The 19,026-nt window shown below is 56.3% G+C and carries 15 protein-coding genes and 1 pseudogene; 7 read left to right on the top strand and 9 right to left on the bottom strand.

From position 1 onward, the window contains the following. Positions 1-4: 4 nt before the first annotated feature. The 7 genes from AC6I8I_RS04960 to AC6I8I_RS04930 form a co-directional block, all read right to left on the bottom strand. Positions 5-2,290 (bottom strand): molybdopterin-dependent oxidoreductase, encoded by a 2,286-nt coding sequence (locus AC6I8I_RS04960; RefSeq protein WP_497828387.1) that lies wholly within the window; start codon positions 2,288-2,290, stop codon positions 5-7. 36 nt (positions 2,291-2,326) lie between these two features. Further along, entirely contained in the window at positions 2,327-3,088 is a 762-nt protein-coding gene (locus tag AC6I8I_RS04955) for an amino acid ABC transporter ATP-binding protein (RefSeq protein ID WP_497828386.1), read from the bottom strand. After that, positions 3,081-4,004, bottom strand: a complete 924-nt coding sequence (locus AC6I8I_RS04950) for an amino acid ABC transporter permease (protein WP_094106331.1) — start codon at positions 4,002-4,004, stop codon at positions 3,081-3,083. The genes AC6I8I_RS04955 and AC6I8I_RS04950 overlap by 8 nt, the downstream gene beginning before the upstream one ends. Beyond that, positions 4,001-4,903: an ABC transporter substrate-binding protein gene (locus AC6I8I_RS04945; protein ID WP_497828385.1), complete on the bottom strand. Its 903-nt coding sequence runs from the start codon at positions 4,901-4,903 to the stop codon at positions 4,001-4,003. Before AC6I8I_RS04945 ends, AC6I8I_RS04950 begins: the two co-directional genes overlap by 4 nt. A gap of 480 nt (positions 4,904-5,383) precedes the next feature. Next, positions 5,384-6,769 (bottom strand): heavy metal sensor histidine kinase, encoded by a 1,386-nt coding sequence (locus AC6I8I_RS04940; RefSeq protein WP_497828384.1) that lies wholly within the window; start codon positions 6,767-6,769, stop codon positions 5,384-5,386. Then, positions 6,766-7,440 (bottom strand): heavy metal response regulator transcription factor, encoded by a 675-nt coding sequence (locus AC6I8I_RS04935; protein WP_497819731.1) that lies wholly within the window; start codon positions 7,438-7,440, stop codon positions 6,766-6,768. The genes AC6I8I_RS04940 and AC6I8I_RS04935 overlap by 4 nt, the downstream gene beginning before the upstream one ends. 23 nt (positions 7,441-7,463) lie before the next feature. Next, entirely contained in the window at positions 7,464-8,219 is a 756-nt protein-coding gene (locus tag AC6I8I_RS04930; RefSeq protein ID WP_497819730.1) for an alpha/beta hydrolase, read from the bottom strand. A gap of 823 nt (positions 8,220-9,042) precedes the next feature. Here AC6I8I_RS04930 and AC6I8I_RS04925 point away from each other — a divergent pair. The 6 genes from AC6I8I_RS04925 (at position 9,043) to AC6I8I_RS04900 (ending at position 16,019) form a co-directional block, all read left to right on the top strand. Then, positions 9,043-11,019 (top strand): alkyl/aryl-sulfatase, encoded by a 1,977-nt coding sequence (locus AC6I8I_RS04925; protein WP_497819729.1) that lies wholly within the window; start codon positions 9,043-9,045, stop codon positions 11,017-11,019. Positions 11,020-11,086: 67 nt separating this feature from the next. Next, the gene (locus AC6I8I_RS04920; RefSeq protein ID WP_497828383.1) at positions 11,087-11,878 is read left to right on the top strand and encodes a hypothetical protein; all 792 of its coding nucleotides are present in this window, start codon (positions 11,087-11,089) and stop codon (positions 11,876-11,878) included. 112 nt (positions 11,879-11,990) lie between these two features. Next, complete coding sequence (locus AC6I8I_RS04915; RefSeq protein WP_497828382.1) at positions 11,991-12,284, top strand: YicS family protein; 294 nt, start codon at positions 11,991-11,993, stop codon at positions 12,282-12,284. A 32-nt stretch (positions 12,285-12,316) separates the two neighbouring features. Continuing rightward, positions 12,317-13,507, top strand: coding sequence for an OmpP1/FadL family transporter (locus tag AC6I8I_RS04910; protein WP_497828381.1), 1,191 nt, complete (start codon positions 12,317-12,319; stop codon positions 13,505-13,507). Between the two features lie 94 nt (positions 13,508-13,601). Next, positions 13,602-14,327, top strand: coding sequence for a hypothetical protein (locus AC6I8I_RS04905; protein WP_497828380.1), 726 nt, complete (start codon positions 13,602-13,604; stop codon positions 14,325-14,327). Between the two features lie 66 nt (positions 14,328-14,393). After that, on the top strand, positions 14,394-16,019 hold the full coding sequence (locus AC6I8I_RS04900) for a mechanosensitive ion channel family protein (protein WP_497828379.1): 1,626 nt from the start codon (positions 14,394-14,396) through the stop codon (positions 16,017-16,019). Between the two features lie 7 nt (positions 16,020-16,026). On the opposite strand, the gene AC6I8I_RS04895 is transcribed toward AC6I8I_RS04900, so the two are convergent. Both AC6I8I_RS04895 and AC6I8I_RS04890 read right to left on the bottom strand, forming a co-directional pair. After that, on the bottom strand, positions 16,027-17,157 hold the full coding sequence (locus AC6I8I_RS04895) for a GGDEF domain-containing protein (RefSeq protein ID WP_497828378.1): 1,131 nt from the start codon (positions 17,155-17,157) through the stop codon (positions 16,027-16,029). Positions 17,158-17,541: 384 nt separating this feature from the next. Then, positions 17,542-17,763 (bottom strand): hypothetical protein, encoded by a 222-nt coding sequence (locus AC6I8I_RS04890; protein WP_497828377.1) that lies wholly within the window; start codon positions 17,761-17,763, stop codon positions 17,542-17,544. Between the two features lie 378 nt (positions 17,764-18,141). Here AC6I8I_RS04890 and AC6I8I_RS04885 point away from each other — a divergent pair. Continuing rightward, positions 18,142-18,819: pseudogene (locus AC6I8I_RS04885) on the top strand (substrate binding domain-containing protein); the annotation flags it as partial. Between the last annotated feature and the right edge of the window lie 207 nt (positions 18,820-19,026).

Below are 19,026 nucleotides of genomic sequence, written 5' to 3'. Positions count from 1 at the left end.
CGGCTTAGTGTGGCGGAATAAAAGCCCGCACCGGCGGCCGTTCGCCCCTGAATTTCCGCACCTGCACCACCGTAATCTGTCCGCTGCAGCCCTGGGTCAGGGAGGAGGTGCCGATGTCCAGCGTCAACACGTTCGGATTACCGTGACGGCATAACGGGCGGGCGGCGGCAGGATCGACCGGATCGTACCAGGCACCGGTAGGCAACTGCAGCACGCCAGCCATGATGCTGTCGGTGACGCGGGCACTGGCAAGCACGTGGCCGCGATCGTTGTACAGCTCAATCAGATCGCCCTCGGCGATAGCCAGCCGGGCCGCATCCTGCGGATTGAGGCTGCACACTTCCCGTCCGTCGCGCTTACCGCTCAGGCTAAAGTCGCCAAAATCGAGCTGGCTATGCAGGCGCGTCGCTGGCTGGTTGGCAATCAACCAGAAGGGATGATCAGCCGTCGGCTTTTGCTGCGGCTCACGCCACACCGGATGACCCGGACAGTTTTGATAGTTAAAGCTGGCGATGGTGGCGGAGAAGATCTCAATTTTTCCGCTTGGTGTCGGCAGCGGTGCGGCATCAGGATCGGCACGAAACGCGTTGATCATCCGGCCACCATCCTTTAACTGCGGCAACGTCAGCACGCCCTGCTGCCAGAACGTGTCGAAATCCGGAATCGATACCTGATGGGCCGCCAGTTTTTGCTGTAGCTGATGGTAATGATGTTGCAGCCAGCCACGCGCATCACGCCCTTCGGTAAATGCCTCTTCCCTGCCGAGCCGCCGCGCCAGTTCACTGAAAATCGTGTAGTCATCGCGCGCTTCAGCATAGGGCGCAGCCACCGGCTGCATCGCGATTAAATGCCGATCGGTTGGCGCACCGCCGATATCTTCCCGCTCCAGCGTCATGGTGGCGGGCAACACAATATCGGCGTGGCGAGCGGTGGCGGTCCAGGCGCTCTCATGCACGATAAAAGTATCAAGCTGACAAAAAGCCTGACGCAGGCGCGCCAGATCCTGATGATGATGAAAAGGATTGCCGCCCGCCCAGTAAGCCAGACGGATATGGGGATAGCGCAGCTGACGGCCGTTGTAATCAAATCGGGTGCCCGGATTCAGCAGCATATCGGCAATCCGCGCCACCGGAATAAAGCGGTCGATGCCATTTTTACCCTGCGGTAAGGCCGGAAAGCTGACCAGATTATGGTGTTTGCCATAATGGCCCAGCGCGCCAAGCGCATAGGTGTAGCCGCCGCCGGGCAGGCCGGGTTGGCCGAGTGCCGCCGCCAGCACCAGGCCGAGCCACACCGGTTGTTCGCCGTGCTCGGCGCGCTGTAACGCATGCGCCACCGTCACCAGCACCCGTTTGCCGTGCAGCTGACGGGCGAACTGTCTGATAACGTCGTGGCTGACGCCACAGATGCTGGCCGCCCAGTGCGCATCGCGCACTACGCCATCCTCTTCACCGCGCAGATAAGCCACCATCTCTGGCCAGCCGACGCAATAACGGGCCAGAAACGCCTCATCGGTTAACGCCTCTTCGATCAGCACTGCCAGCAGACCGAGCATAAACGCCGCATCGGTGCCGGGTCGCAGTGCCAGCCACTCGCCCCGCGCGTCGTCCGGCAGATCGCTTTTCAGCGGACTGACCGAGATAAAGCGGGTTCCGCGCCGCGCCGCCTGCTGCATAAAATCACGTTCGGTATGCTCACTCAAACCGCCACTGGCGACCTGGGAATTTTTCAGCGCCAGTCCGCCAAAGGCCAGCACGATCTCGCTGTGGCTGGCGATCTCTTCCCAGCTCACGCCACGGCGGGCAATTTCGTTCATCTCACCGACGATGTGCGGCAGCAGCACCGAGGCCGCGCCGGAACTGTAACTGTTGACTGACCGGACATAACCGCCGAGCGTGGTGTTAAGAAAGCGATGCACCTGACTTTGTGCATGATGGAAGCGACCGGCGCTGGACCAGCCATATGAGCCGCCAAAAATTCCGGCCGGCCCCCAGGTCTGCCCGACCCGCGAGAGTTCCTGCGCCACCCGTTGCAGGGCGTCTTCCCAGTCGATGGCGATATAGTCATCGACCCCGCGACGCGAGTCGGGACCCGGCCCATTCTCCAGCCAGCCACGCCGCACCATCGGACGGGCAACCCGCGCCGGATGATTGAGTGCCTGCTGAAAGTTTTGCAATAAAGGACTGGGATGGGGATCGCCCTCGAACGGATCGATAATCAGGCGATCGCCTTCGCGCCGGGCATGAAAAGCCCCCCAATGCGCGCTGTGCATTACCGGTTTCTGCGTCATCACGTTTCCTGGCTTACGGGCAACAAAAAACGCTGCTTACAGCACCGTTGCAATAAAGTTTCTGACCCGTCCGTTGGCCGGATCGTCGAGCACCTGTTGTGTCGGACCCGCGGCGATAATTTTGCCGCTTTCCATAAACACAATGTTGTCCGCCACTTCGCGAGCAAAGCCAATTTCGTGGGTCACCACCACCATGGTGATCCCGGAGTGCGCCAGCTGCTTTATCACCTGGAGCACTTCGCCGACCAGCTCAGGATCGAGCGCGGACGTCGGCTCATCAAACAGCAGCACGCCGGGGTCCATCGCCAGCGCACGGGCAATCGCCACACGCTGCTGCTGACCGCCGGAAAGATTTTGCGGCCACTCCTGCTCGCGTCCGCCCAGACCCACCTGTTTCAGCAACGCCAGCGCTTTGCTGGTCGCCTGCTGGCGGTTCTGTTTTTTCACCCGCATCGGTGCATCAATGATGTTCTGCAAGACGGTGCGGTGCGGGAACAGATTGAACTGCTGGAACACCATGCCGATTTCAGCGCGCTGGCGGGCAATCGCCCGGCTGCTGAGTTCATGCAGCGCCTGGCCCTTTTGCTGATATCCCACCCTCTCTCCGCCAATGCGGATGGTGCCGCCATCGAGCTTTTCGAGGTGGTTGATACAGCGCAGCAGAGTCGATTTACCCGAACCGGACGGACCGAGGATAACGGTCACCGAGCCGGCGGGAATATCGAGGTTAACTTCATCGAGGATGGTCACGCCGGAGAAGCGCTTGGTGACCTTGCGCAGTGCGATCGCTTCAGCCATTACTGGTGCTCCTTGCGGTTTTCAAGCCAGAAAAGCGCGCCAGTGACGGCCATAAACGGCGCGTTTCACGGCGGGTGACGCCGCGGCCAAAATAACGTTCGACGTAATATTGTCCCACCGACAACACCGAGGTCATCAGCAGATACCACAGCGTCGCGACCAGCAGCAGCGGGATCACTTCATAGGTGCGCTGATAAATAATCTGCGCCGAGAACAGCACGTCCTGCAGTGAGATCACCGATACCACCGCGGTGGTTTTTAACTGGCCGATAATTTCATTACCGGCGGGCGGCAGAATGGCACGCATTGCCTGCGGTAACACGGTATAGCGGAAAATCTGCGCCGGGCGATAACCGAGGGCGCGTGCGGCTTCAACCTGCCCATTACCCACGCTCTGGATGCCGGCACGCACAATCTCTGCGGCATAAGCAGACTGATGCATCACCAGCGCGATCACCGCGGCGCTGAACGGGCTGACCAGCGCATTGGACTGGGCGCTCCAGATCTCGCCATAGCCGGGGATCGACAGCGCGATTTTGGGATAAAGGGCCGCGATGTTGTACCAGAGAAACAGCTGCACCAGCATCGGCACGCCGCGGAAAAACCAGGTATAGGCCCAGCTTACCGCGACCAGCACCGGGTTGGCGGAGAGGCGCATCAGCGCCAGCACCGTGCCGAAAGCAAACCCCAGCACCACCGAAATCGCCGTCAGTTGCAGCGTCATTAACACACCCTGCAGAATGGAGGGCGCGGTAAAGTTCGCCGCAATCACGTCCCACTCAAAGCGTGGATTGTTAATCATCGAGTTCGCCATCGCCACCACGCACAACAGCACGACCAGCGCACTCAGCCAGCGTCCATAGTAGCGTTTACCGACAATTCTCAGATCCTCGGTGTGGTCATCAGGCGCACTCATTTGAAAATGTCCTGATTACGTCTGGCTTCGGTCACCGCACCAAAGCCAATTCCCCAGTTATCGAGGATTTTCTGGTAGCTGCCATCTTTGATCAGTGAATTCAGCGCCGCCTGAACTGCCGGCTCCAGCGCAGAGTCTTTCGGGAAAGCCACCGAGACCGGCGCATCATTAACGCTGATCTCACCGCTCATGGTCAGCGGTTTAATCACCTTCACCTGCCACAGCAGCCCTTCATACGGCCCGAGGAACATTGGCACCCGACCGCTGACCACCGCCTGCACGCCGGACGGACGATCCGGGAAGACAGAAACCTTGATCGGCTGTTTGCCCGCCGCCTCACAGGCTTTGCTGGCCTCCTCCAGCCGGGTCACCTGAGTAGTGCCCGAACCGGCCCCCACCTCTTTGCCACACACGTCGCTGAGTGAGGTGAACGGGGCGATCGCCGCGTCTTTCTTTGAAATGATGCCGAGCCGGCTGGCATTGTAATAGCCGACAAAATCGATCTGTTTCAGGCGGGTTGGCGTGGCGTTGATATTTGACAGCGCCACGTCGTAACGGCCAGTTTTCAGGCCCGGAATGATATTGTCGAAGCCGCCGGTGTCGCGCCACTGTACTGCAATCCCCAGACGTTCACCGACGGCATTCATGATGTCGATTTCACGGCCAGCCAGCGTTTTATTATCGTCTTTATAGAAGGTGGTTGGCGGCGTGTTGGGATTGGTTCCGGCCACAATAAAGCCTCGCTGCGCAATATCGGCCGGTATCAGACTTTTCAACGCCGGATCGGCTTTCACATGCACTGAGCTGTCAGTCGGCACCGATTGTTCGGCAGCGACCGCGCTGTGCGCACTCAGCGCAAGGGCAATAAAGGTCATTCCGGTTATAAATTTCACTGGCATCTTTCTCCTGATATTTAAAAACTTTCCCGGAGGAAAAAAGTATTGAGGTGGCGATGTTTTGTTAACCTCAGAAAGCCAGATAAATCACGCGCTTTAAGGGTGTTATCATCCTCGTGATGGTGTGAACTCATTCTCAGTGAATATATGTAGCGATCACAAATGCTTAAAACAGGAATATTTTGCCGGAATATGGCAATAGTCATTTCGGTGGGCGTGAAACAAAGTATTCGTCCGCAAAGCTCGGACAGTGCTACAGCGGATTAAAAGCCAAAGGCGGCTTTTCCCGTTATGGCACGCCTTTTTCTTAACGCAGATTGAGCAACAGTTAATCAGATTTTGTCTCACCAGGCGGGCGTGAGCGCCTGTCGGTTAGTGAGGCGGATCGGCTGGACGTAGTTGCAGAAAAGGTACGGCCTGGGTTCACTTTATGGCCAGCGCGCAGGCAAGGTATGCCGTTAGCTGCCGCTGTCGATCCGGTGGTTAATGGTGTCGCTGCGGAAAGCGTAGCGTAAATCGGGTGATGCCGTGCGCGCTGCTCACCTCACAGCTCCCGTGGTGTAAGCGCATAATGCTGCGCACAATAGACAGCCCTAACCCGCTGCTGCCCTGATGCCGTGACGCCTCAGCACGCCAGAAACGATCAAAAACGCGCGTCTGCTGTTCGGCGCTCAGCGTCGGGCCGTGATTTTCCACCACCAGTTCGATAGCCGTCGGCTGGACCCTGCTGCAGACGCTCACCGGCGTGCCCGCATCGCCGTAGCGCAGCGCGTTGGCCATCAGGTTGGCCAGCGCGCGTTGCACTAACGGCGGATCGGCCCGCAGTTCGCCCTGCAGTTGCATCTCCAGCCGCATCGCCTTTTCCTCTGCCATATCGTCAAAATAGCTCTGCAGTTTGCCGCCAAGCTGCGCCAGATCGAGAAGTTGTTCATTCAGTGCCTGACTGGCATCTTCGGCTTTGGCAAGAAACAGCATGTTGTCGATCATCTTCGCCAGCCGTTCCAGCTCTTCATAATTAGATCCGAGCAACGTTTGGTAATCGCTCTGACTGCGCGTCTGGCTCAGCGCGACTTCGGTCTGGCCTAACAGCGTGCCGATCGGCGTGCGCAGTTCGTGCGCCATATCGGCAGAAACCTGACTCAACTGCTGATAACCGCTTTCGAGGCGGCTCAGCATCTGATTAAAGGCGGCCACCAGCGGCTGCAATTCAGCCTGAGACTGTTCGGGCATGCGGCGGGATAAATGACGCACATCGATCGCTTCTGCTTCTGCTGCAAGGCGGCGCAGCGGTGACAAACCGCGTCGCACCAGCCAGATGCTGATCGCCGCCACCAGCAACGCCGCCAGCGCAGTTGCCAGCAGGATCTGCTGACGATAATGGTTCAGGGTGTGTGTCCGGTCACGCATCAGGCGGCCGGTGACGATTTCTATCTGCCCGCTGCCATCCCGGGTTGGCGTCAGTGCCGCCGCCGAGATAAACGGCGTACCGTTGGCGCTGACCAGATGATGCACCGACGACAGCGTCAGCGGCTGGTCAGCGGCAACCGGCGTAATTGCCGGCAGAGGACGCTGGCCGGGATTCACTACAATCAGCGGCGGCTGGCCGGGGAAACGCAGCACCAGCAACGACTCGGTATTGCCGAGCATGTTGGCGAACAGGCGCGGTTTCTGCTGAATCAGCGTAATCGCATCTTCATCGCGCAGCAGGGTGCGGATCTGCTCGATACGCGTCAGCAGTGCGGCATCATCCCGCACGCCAATCTGCTGAGCCAGTGAGTGATAAAGCGCAAAACCACAGAGTGAAAAAATGGCGATCACCGTGACGCTGAGCATCAGCGACAGACGCAGCGCCAGGGAACGTCGCTTCATGTTTCTGCTTCGCAGCGGTAACCCACACCGTGGACCGTGTGGATCAGCGGCTGGGCAAACGGGCCATCAATTTTCTGCCGCAGACGTTTAACCGCCACATCGACCACGTTGGTGTCGCTATCAAAATTCATGTCCCAGACGCGTGAAGCGATTACGGTGCGGGTCAGCACTTCGCCAGGATGCAGCAGGAACAGATGCAGCAGATTGAACTCTTTGTTGGTGAGATCGATGCGCTGCCCGCCACGCTCGACGCGCCGTTTAAAAACGTCGAGCTGCAAATCAGCCAGCCTCAGAATATCCGGCAGCTTCTGCTGGCTGCCGCGCCGCAGTTGCGTACGGACGCGCGCCAGCAGTTCGGCAAACGAGAACGGTTTGACCAGGTAATCATCCGCGCCCAGCTCCAGCCCTTTGATGCGGTCTTCCAGCGTGCCTTTGGCGGTCAGGAAGATGACCGGTGTGTGGATCTGCTTATCCATCGCCGCCATCACCTGCCAGCCATCAAGGCCGGGCATCATCACGTCGAGTAAGATCAGATCATAATGATGCTCGCGGGCATAGAACAGGCCATCAACGCCATTTTCCGCCACGTCGACGATAAAGCCCGCTTCGGTCAATCCTTTGCGCATGTAATCACGAGCTTTGGCCTCATCTTCAATCACCAGAATTTTCATGCGCCTCTTCCTGCCGGTTGTTTTCAGGGCTGCGCCTGGTGCGCGGCTTGCTCGATCAATTTTACGACATCATCAGGATGGGACTGATACACCGAATGGCTGGCACCGGCAATTTCTACCGTATGGCTGTGGGCGCGTCGGGCATACATCCGCTCCAGATCGGGACTGATAATTTTGTCAGCTTTCGCCACCATGTACCAGCTGGGTCGGGTTTTCCACGCCGGATCGGCAATGTTAGCGGTGAACACCGCGGCGTTGGTTGGCATCTGCGCATGCGCTTCAAAGTCGGCCTGCGCGGCGGGCAGGTCGGCAGCGAAATCGCTGTGATAATACTGTGGCGCAATGGTCAGATAGCCATCGGCCGAGCGGGCAAACGGATGTGCGCTGTTGGGAAATTTTTTACCGTTGCTGGCCTCGGTTTCACCGTTATCCGGCGCATGGGCGGCAATGTAGACCAGCCCCGCCACTTTACTGTCGTTACCGGCTTCACTGATGATCGCCCCGCCGTAGCTGTGACCGACCAGGATCACCGGGCCATTCTGCTGATCGATAATCCGTCGCGTCGCCGTTACATCTTCTGCAAAGCTGGTCAGCGGCTGTTGTACCAGCGTCACCTGATATCCATCATGGGTCAGCCGGTCATAGACCGGACGCCAGCCCGCGCCGCCAACAAAAGCGCCGTGTACCAGCACAATATTTTTTACCGGCTGCGCCTGCGCCTCACCACCGACGATAGCCAGCAACATGCCCACGGCCAGAGTAATGCTGTTCAGTTTCATCTTCGTGCTCCTGATTAGAAAGGTTCGCCTACAGGATAGGAAACCCACTCTGACATCAGGGTGAGCGAGTTATGACAAAACAATGACAGCGGCTGGCGCGGGGCTTATTCGGGCCGCTTTCTGCAATAGTCTTTATGATCAATCCTGCTGCTTCAATACCCCGTGACCTTTGAACAACATCATTATATTCACAGGAAATTTGATGCTGAAACGTTATTGCAAAATTCATCTGCTATTCATTTCGTTCATAATGCAAAAATATAGCTTTAGCTGTCGTCAGATAAATTCTTTCATCGCACCATCGGAATTACGCCGCTGTTCTGCCTGAAACCGGCGTAATTGTGCCGTCGCTGAAATAACAGGATGGCATAGCGGAAATTTATGCGCGCCAGCTATTTCTGAATGCGTCAGGTCCACTTATTTCTGTGTTTTTTAATAATGAGTCCTGAACAATAGCGACACGAGCAAAATGAGGAAATTCTCAAAAAGATAAGATGACGCCTAAACGCGGGTGAAAAATGGAAAGAGTGCCGATTCGCTTACCCTTTAAATTAACCATTAAAATCAACAACATAAAAAACAATCCAGGCGGCATGAATTTCTCATTATTTGACACTCCTCAAAATTACCGAACAAAACCTTCAATTTCACTTAACTTAAACTTGTGAATTATCAAGAAATTGCTAACGTTAAAACAAATGTTAGCAATTATTGCTATTCCTTAACGCCCGATGCCTGCACCTGATGCCGGGCGCTGTAAGCACGTTATTAGTTTCGCTGTAGCGAATGCAGTTTTCATTCGTCTGATAATCCCGAGGAATCCATGAAATTAACACCTCTAGCCCGCAGTCTGGCCCTGGCCGGTTTACTCTCTACCGCTTCGCTTAGCGTATTTGCTGATGAGGCACAGAAGGACGCCGCACCTGCTACCAAACAGGCCAATGATGCCCTATATCAGCAACTCCCCTTCGATAATAAAAGTGATTTTGCCGATGCCCATAAAGGATTTATTGCCGCCCTGCCTGATGCCGTCATAAAAGGTGAGTCAGGTAATGTTATCTGGGACCCCAAACAGTACGCCTTTATCAAAGAGGGTGAAAAAGCACCGGATACGGTCAACCCGAGCCTGTGGCGTCAGTCTCAGTTGATTAACATCAGTGGTTTGTTTGAGGTTACCGACGGGATTTACCAGATACGCAACCTCGACCTCTCCAATATGACCATTATTGAGGGCAAAGAAGGCGTCACCGTGGTTGATCCGCTGGTTTCAGCTGAAACCGCCAAAGTTGGCATGGATCTTTATTTCAAAAATCGCGGTAAGAAACCGGTGGTGGCAGTGATCTATACCCACAGTCACGTTGACCACTATGGCGGCGTGCGTGGCGTTGTCGATGAAGCTGACGTCAAATCGGGCAAGGTGAAAATCTATGCACCGGCCGGCTTTATGGAATCTGCCGTTTCTGAAAATATCATGGCAGGCAACGTCATGAGCCGTCGCGCCAGCTACATGTACGGTAACCTGCTGAAAGCCGATGCGAAAGGCCAGGTCGGGGCAGGTCTCGGCACCACCACCTCAGCCGGTACGGTGACGCTGATCGCCCCGACCGATTACGTCACCAAAACCGGTGAGAAACGCGTCATCGATGGTCTGACCTACGATTTTATGATGGCCCCTGGTTCTGAAGCCCCGGCTGAGATGCTGTGGTTTATCGAAGAGAAAAAGGTCATCCAGACAGCCGAAGACGTCACCCATACCCTGCATAACACCTATTCGCTGCGCGGTGCCAAAATTCGTGAGCCGCTTCCCTGGTCCAAGTACATCAATGATGCGATTAACCGCTGGGGCGACAAGGCAGACATCCTGATGGCGCAGCACCACTGGCCAACCTGGGGCAATGACAATGTTAACAAGCTGCTAAAAAGTCAGCGCGATCTGTATCGTTACATTAACGACCAGACGCTGCGGATGGCCAACGAAGGCCTGACGCGTGATGAGATTGCCGCACAGTTCAAGCTTCCGCCGTCACTGGCCACCATGTGGGCTAACCGCGGTTACTACGGCTCGGTCAGCCACGACGTAAAAGCAACCTACGTGCTGTACCTCGGCTGGTTTGACGGCAACCCGGCAACGCTTGACGAACTGCCGCCGGAAGATGCCGCGAAGAAATACGTTGAGTACATGGGCGGTGCCGACAGCATTCTGCAGAAGGCCAAATCGGATTACGACAAAGGGGATTACCGCTGGGTCGCCCAGGTGGTCAGTAAGGTGGTATTTGCCGATCCGGATAATAAAGCCGCGCGTAACCTGGAAGCCGATGCGCTGGAGCAGTTGGGCTATCAGGCTGAATCTGGCCCGTGGCGTAACTTCTACCTGACCGGCGCGCAGGAACTGCGTAACGGCGTGAAACAGCTGCCGACGCCGAATACCGCCAGTCCGGACACGGTCCGTGCCATGACGCCGGAAATGTTCTTCGATTACCTGGCGCTGCACATTAACGGTGAAAAAGCCGCCAATGCCAAAGCGGTGCTGAATGTGGACTTTGGCGGCGACGGCGGCAAGTACAAGCTGGAGCTGGAAAATGGCGTGCTTAACCACACGGCAAATTCGTCAGCACAGAATGCGGATGCAACCCTGACGCTTTCCCGCGAAACCCTGAATAAAGTGATCCTGAAAGAGGAGACGCTGAAACAGGCACAGGATAAAGGCGAAGTGAAAATCACCGGCAACGCCGACAAGGTTAACGAGCTGCTGGGCTACATGGATAAGTTCGACTTCTGGTTCAACATGGTCACGCCGTAAAAACTCAGCCGGTAGCGTAATGCTACCGGCTTTGTATTTAGCGAGTGACGTTCCGGGATGATTTTCAATGAAAACTGCAAAGATGAGCGCCGCGTGCCTGCTTTTTTCTTCGCTTGCTGGCAACGCGTACTCAGCCGATCCGCCGGCAGACGCCGCCCAGGCTAATAACCCGCTGGCAAACATGACTGCATTTAACATGCAGAATTATTACATCGGTGACGTCAGCGAAAGTGACAAAGACGCCAACCAGTTCTGGTTCCGCTACGCACAGCCTTTCTCGCTGGGCGAAAGCAAGTGGCTGCTGCGCGCCTCGCTGCCGATCAATACCTACCCTTCTCCGCCCACCGGCGGACATCAGACCGGGCTGGGCGACCTGAACCTGTTTACCGCTTATCTGATCGATACCGGCAATCCGGCCGTCAGCTTTGGTTTTGGCCCGCAGATCACCGCGCCCACCGCGACCGAAAATTCACTCGGCAGCGAGAAATGGTCCGCCGGGCTGGTCAACGTGCTGTTTGATGCCAGCTCACCGAAAATTCAGTATGGCTATCTGGCCTCCTGGCAGCACAGCTTTGCCGGTGAGAGTGACCGCAGCGACGTTAACCTCGGCGCTTTCCAGCCGTTCGTTTTTTATCAGCTGGGCGGCGGCACCTATCTGCGTGCCGCGCCTATCTGGAATTATAACTTCCAGAACGACAGCTATGGCGTGCCGCTGGGACTGGGGGTCGGACAGGTCATCAAACAGGGTAAAACGGTTTATAACTTTTTTGTTGAGCCGCAGGCATCGGTCGCCGACGACGGGCCGGGACAGCCTCGCTGGCAGATTTTTGCCGGCCTTAACCTGCAGTTCCTTAACTGATAGCCGGGGAAACCCCGGCATTTTTACCGGCGCAGAAAGCAGAATATTTCGCGCCAGCGGCCGGATGCTTTCAGCAAATCTGGCAAATTTTACCGTTTAGCGGAGCCCGAAAATGAACCTTGCCACAGCCGCTATTGGCTCACTGTTACTGTTATCAGCGCTGCCGGCGGCATCATCGCCGTATCAGAATCTGGAATACGCGCTAAAGGAACAGAAGATTATTGCTGACCTGCGGACACACTGCGCCCTGGGGAAAAATATCCCGGATGAAAAAATCCGCTCAGCATTTCTCAGTAATGAAAACAGCCATCAGCTGATCCTTACTGCAGCCGACGCGCTCTCTGCGGGTAACCAGCAGGTTTACGCAGAATCTGTAGAACAGATCAGGTGTCCTGACATCAGATAAGCCGGCCACAGTCATCATCTTCCGGAGACGCTATGCGGCGAATCACAGGATTGTTTGCACTGCTTTTAGTTTCCGCTTCATCACAGGCCAGCGGGCTGTACCTTTATGAAATTGCCACGGAAGACACCGGTCTGGCCGGAGCTGGCCAGGCCGCCCGGGCACAGGATGCCTCCACGCTGGTCACTAACCCGGCGGGCCTGACACGTCTGCCGGATCAGATGCTGACGGGTGGTCTGCAGGCACTCTACGGTGACACGCCTTACACCCTTGATGACAATTCTGCGCTCAGTGGAGAGAGTCCCGGCAATACTATCGGCTGGTTTCCTGGCGCCAGCGTCTTCTATCATCAACGCCTGAATGAAGCTGTTTCGGCTGGCATCGGCCTGTACGGCAATTACGGGCTGGGGCTGGACTTTGGCGACTGGGCGGGCGAGCGCTTAATCAAAAAGAGTACGCTGGTTGGCCTGACGCTGAGCCCGGCCGTGGCCTGGCAGATAAACGACCGTCTTTCATGGGGGGCGGGCGTCGGGATTAACTATGGTTTTTTATCACTTACCCGGAATGTGGACGGGCAGGATGAAAAAGCGAGCGATCATGACTGGGCACTGAACTTCCGCACCGGATTGCTGTTTGACCTGACCGAGGCAACCCGCATCGGCCTTGCTTATACCAGCAAGACCGAATACCACTTCAATATTGATGCCACGGCACGGTTCCCTCAGCTCGGTAACACCGAATTTACTCTCCCTCTCTCATCACAGATTAATACACCCGCGCAGCTGATGCTGAGCGTGGTGCACGACCTGAATAACCGCTGGTCGGTCATGGGCGATCTGGGCTGGCAGGACTGGAGTGTGTACGGCGGTAATCAGATTTATGTTGCCGGACAGCAGGTTGAGCGCACCAGCCGGCTGCGGGACACCTGGCACACGGCTCTGGGGCTGCAGTTCCGGCCGGATGAACGCTGGCGTCTGAATGCCGGTATCGCCTATGACAGCAGCTTTTATAAAAACCAGGATGACACTGCCATGACGATGCCTTCCGGCGACGCATGGCGGTTTGGCACCGGAGCACAGTACCAGCTGACGCCTTCCAGCAGCGTCGGCGCAGCGTTTGAGTATCTGAACATGTCTTCGTCCGCCGTTTCCTCGCCGCTGCTGCGGGGAGAATACCGCGATCCGGATCTGTACTTCTTTAGCATGAATTACAGTCACACCTTCTGATAACGCCTTCCCGGGAGGGCAGATGAAAAGAATGGGATGCAGAACTGCCGTCGTGATGCTTTTTGCTCTGACTGGCAACGCCTGCGCAGCGTCTGTGAGCGAGTCGCGCGACAAGCTGGATGACGATCCAACAAAGGTAACAACCAAGGCAGGGGTTTCATGGTCAGATACCTACGACATGGACGACAGCAATCTCTCGTTTTCCGGCTCGGTGGCGCTGGATAAGGCGAAGAAGCTGAATGCGCGGGTCAACAGCGATGCCAGTGAATGGCGGATTGGCGGTTCCTGGCTGTTTCCGGTGGGGATTATCAACTTTAACTTTGGCAAAAACGAGTACACCAACGGTGCAACCCAGACCAACTATTCTGTCGGCACCTTCGTTCCTCTCAGCTATTTCGGCATAGAACCGGCAGGCTTCCAGATCTTCCCGATGGCTGGCTATACCTATAACACCGGGGAGATAACCGGCTGCAGTACCGGTAATCCGGCTGACTGCAAAGCGCCTCAGTTCGCCGACGCGATTCCCTCAGAGTATGGTTTCAGCACCATCACCACCTCCGGCAGCAGCGGCTATCTGGGCGCGTTCACGCTGCGGCCCCTGACGCCGGACATCACGATACTCGGCTTTGCGGCAGGATCGTATGGCTCGAAAAATGATGAGGGTGAGAATTACCGTGGGTACTTCGGTGGGCTGGGGATGGGATACCGGTTTGACGCCCACAGTTCCGTTAATCTGCTGACTTTTGTTATGGACAACAATACCTATCTGGACGATCCGGACTCGCGCTTTCTGGTCTCTTATACCTGGCAGTTTGAGTAGCTGATGAAGAGTGGCTGCCAGGCTGAAGCTCAGCCCGGCCGGCAATGAAACCGTTGCGGAGGCGAAATGTTCAAACCTTTGGTGTATTTAGCCTGCTGGCTGATATTTTTCACCTCGCAGGGGGCAACCGGCGCGGAACCGCGGCAGGCGCCATCGCCGCAGGAGCAGGCACGCACCCTGTACCTGCTCAATCAGCCGGTGGTGATGTTACAGGCAACATTTGGCCTCACCACTCCCGAAGAGCGGGTACAGCGGATCGTGACGCTGCTGCGAACGCTCAATGATGATGACCTGACGCAGCCGGTAGAAACGCATAACGTGACGCGCTACCGGCAGCCGGCTGTGCTTTTTTCAATTAACGGCAAACCCTTTATGCTGCTGGCGCAGGGCGATCTGGATGAAGGCGATGACCTGTCACTCGCGCAGGCGGCGGAACGCATCCGGCTGCGGCTGGATGCCCTGCGCCTCTCACTGGGAGAACAGTACTCTTCCGGTTATCTTCTGCTTTCTGCGGTGAAGAGCCTGGCGGGCGCGATGCTGCTGGCGTTGTTTATGCTGTTTGCCATCCGCTCCTATGGCTGGCTGAAGCGGCGCTATGCCGCCCGACGCACCCAGCGGAAAAGCATTATCCCCGGCGCACTGCGCGCCTTCCTCGGTCCGATTGAGGTACGGCTGTATGCCACGCTGCTGACCGCGGCTTTCTTCGTGGCCTTTTACCTTTGGGTGAGCTGGGTATTGCGGCTGTTTCCCTGGACAAGGATCTGGGGCATGGAGCTGGGCGGGTATGCAACAGGCCTGCTGCAGCGTCTGGGGCTGGCAATATTTTCTGCGCTGCCAGGCCTGCTGATTGTCGTCATCATCGTCCTGATTACGGCGCTGGTGACGCGCTTAATCAGGCTGGTACTAAGGCGGGTTGAGACCGGACAGTTACGTCTGCCGGGCCTGCATCCGGACACGGTGGGGGTGACACGTAAACTGATCGGCGTGGTCATCTGGTTATTCGCGCTGTCAGCGGCGTATCCCTTCCTGCCGGGCGCCAATTCGCTGGCCTTCAAAGGGATCAGCGTGTTCTTCGGCCTGATGCTGACGCTGGGCTCGGCTGGCGTGATGAACCATGCCATGAGCGGGCTGGTGCTGACCTACTCGCGGGCACTGCGCAAAGGGGAAGTGATCAGGATTGCCGATCATGAGGGCGTGGTCAGTGAAGTGGGCATGCTGGCCACCAAAATTCTGACCCGCGAGAATTATGAAGTCACGGTGCCCAATGCGGTGGTGGTCAGCGGCAGGATAGTCAATCTGAGCGCCACGCTAAAAGGCGAAGGGGTCAATATGACCACCAGCGTCACCATTGGCTACGACACGCCGTGGCGACAGGTTGAGGCGATGCTGGAACTGGCTGCCAGCCGCACCGCCGGTATTAATCACGACATCGCGCCGCTGGTGCGCCAGCTGGCACTTCAGGACTGGTATGTGGCGTATGAGCTTCAGGTCCGGCTCCGACCGGGAGAGTCGCTGGCCGGCGTCAGGAGTCTGCTCCACGGCCATATACAGGATGTGTTCAGTGAATTTGGCGTACAGATTATGTCACCGAATTTTATCAGCCAGCCTGAGCAACCGGTTACCGTGACAACCTCGGACTGGTTTGCGCCGCCGGCGCATAAAGATATCACGAACCCTTCACCACCAGGTTAAGTCGGGTTTACGTTAGCCACCGGTTACGGCCCTGCTGTTTTGCCCGATAAAGCGCCTCATCCGCTCTGGCAATCACACTGGCTACGCTATCCCGACTGGCTGACAGCGCGATGCCCATGCTGACGGTAACCGTTTCGCTCACTGCTGAGGCAGTATGTGGCAGTGCCGCTTCACCCAGGCCTGCCTGAATACGATCAGCAACCCGCGCAGCTTCATCCACAGAGGCTGCGGGCAGCACAACCACAAACTCTTCGCCCCCGTAACGCGCCACCAGATCCGCTGGCGTCCGAACGGATGATTTCAAAACATCGGCCACTTGCGCCAGGCATGCATCTCCCGCCTGATGACCGTAGTGATCGTTATAACGTTTGAAATAGTCCACATCGAGCATGATCAGCGCAAACGGCACGGCCTGGCGCAGAGCATCATCAAGAAAGCGTTCCATCAGCCGTCGGTTCGCGGTGCCGGTCAGTGCATCCTGATGCGCCATAACATCGAGCCGGGCAATCAGCATCCGGTTCTCCTGATAACGTAACCAGGCTTCATCAAACCAGCGCTGCAGGATAACGCGACCATAAATAAGAATGGCGGTGAGCGTTAGCCAGACCAGTAAAAAGCGGATATTCAGCCGCTGGTTAAGCAGCACGCTGGCTAACAGCGCGGTCAGCCATACAGGGACGATAAAAAGTAATAAGGCGGGAGGATGATAATACAGCGCGGCCAGCGCGGTGAGCATGAGAATGACGCTGAGCGGCCAGGCAAAAGGCAGCTGCCACCAGACAATAAAGCAGTAGCTACAATAACTCCACATCGCACCGAGAATCAGCAATAACACCGCGCTTAACGCTATTAAGCGCGCAGGTCGACGGTAAACGATAAGAAGTAACAGCAGCGACAGCGCGATAATCGCACCCGCAGTGAGATCTATTAACGGCAATATGTCAGCGTGCGCGCCGATCGACCGGTCAAAGTCACGAATAAGAACATGGCGAAACAAAATGATCAGAGCAAAGCTGACATTCACAAAGGCAAACCACGGAATGCTCACCGATAGCGCCTGTCTGACCATATCCTGATGGTCCTGCCACACTCTGGCTGTATTTACGCTGCGGCGCCTGTTACCCGAATTCTGCACCATCCCTGATAGCCTCAAAAATAATGAATTATTACTTTCCAGTGTAATTCACAGCTGGCCCGGCGGCGGAAAATGTCCGGGCTGGCGGGCTACGCCTTATCAAGGGAGGGAGGATGTCGGATACCGACAGCACTCAGCGGAGGTTCAGCATGCGTTTTTCCACAGTGACGGGTAATACCGGGTTAAGCATCGGTAAGCAGGCTGTTAGTTCTCCTGCCCTGGCCGCGCCTCACTTTATCGGCAATGCATAACGGTTATGCCTTCATCATTGCCTGAGGCCATCCCGTGGTTTTAGAGCCTGGTCAGCCAGCGACTGAAGTCTGACTGGAATCAGTCGCGGCTGACCAGGGTTAATTCAAACAGCCCGGTGATAGCGGTTGAAGGATGTTATTTCTGGCTTTGTTGCTGATTATCTGCTTCTTTTTGTTTTTTCTTAGCCATGTGATGGCCGACAGCGCAGCCGGCAGCAGCACCTGCAACACCGTGATGCGCAACATGGCCAGCGACACCTCCAACAGCAGCGCCTTTCAGGCATCCCTTCGCCTCAGCCTGCATGCTCATGCTGAAAAGCAGGCCAGCGGCCATGATGCCAAACGTTAACTTCTTCATATTTTTTTCTCCATGTAATGACTGGCGTGTTCCAGCTACTTACCAGCATAGCCAGTTAAAACCAGACGCCTTGCCAGAATGGATAAAACTAAAACCTGGTTACCCATCGTTACATTTAACCCTGACCCACCGGGATAATCAGGCGCTTTGCGGGTGATCACATCAGGCAGTTTCCCTGCCCGGTAAACACGTCACGTGGCTGAAGGCACCGCGCCCTCCCCTGCCGGCTTTTCTGAGGATCGCACCTCAGTCCAGGACGCTCTGATCATTCAGCGTTGCCCCCATAACGTGACTAATAATGATCTGCAATTTTGTTTTTAAATCGCATGCCCGTTCTTCAGGTCTTAGTGCCCCTGAACGGTCAATCCTACCAGCCGGATAGAACTCGCCTCGCAGGCTGCGGCCAATGAAACCAAACCGCAGGGACCACGGTGTATTGCTACCACAGCCGCGTTTGGTCGGTATGTTCTGGCCACCCTTATGCCCGCTATCAAAGCATCCTTCCCCGATATAGATATCGAACTGAGCGCTACCGATCGCAACGTCGATCATCGGCTGGAAGGCGTCGACGTCAGTATCCGCATTGAGGCGCAGCTGAATGATCAACTGATCGCCAGGAAAATCGCGTCATTGCCGTTTATATTCTGCGCAGCTCCCGCTTACCTTGACCGTGCGGGCACGCCTCAGACACCCGCAGAACTTAGCCAGCACGCCTGCCTGGTTTTCCGCTATCCAACCGACAGACGGTTTCTGCCATGGACTTTTATGGTCAACGGGCAACCTGTCAATGCGAAACCCAACCCCAGCTTCATCAGGGATGATCTTGATATTATTGAAAAAATAGCAGTGAACGGCGGAGGCATTGCTCGTCTGGCAAGCTTCGTTGCTCAGCCGTTGATAGACAGCGGCCAGCTAAGACCGTGGTACCGGGCAGGGCACAATGGCGAGAGCAGCGTTGAGTCGCTGCCGATGAATATCTATGCCTGCGTTACTGAACGTTCGGCACTTAATGCGAAAGTTCGGGCATTTATTGAGTTTTTAGAAGGTACAATTTGAGACAAGGCCGCTTTAACGGGCAAAAGGTAGCGTAAAAATTGCCTGGTGATGGCTTTTCTACCGGTCTCACCCTGCGCATTGCGGCTCTTACCGACTGCCAGATTGCCAGAGACTTATCACTCAGGTCTGGCACGGCAATTATGTCCGGATCACACTCATCAGCCGCACGGCCTGCGAACGGATCTCTTCCCTTTTCATCCGTGAATA

Source organism: Pantoea sp. X-Soil-YNGN-775, from assembly GCF_059730575.1.
Note: the sequence above shows the minus strand (reverse complement) of the source record. Positions and strands in the feature narration are given on the sequence as shown.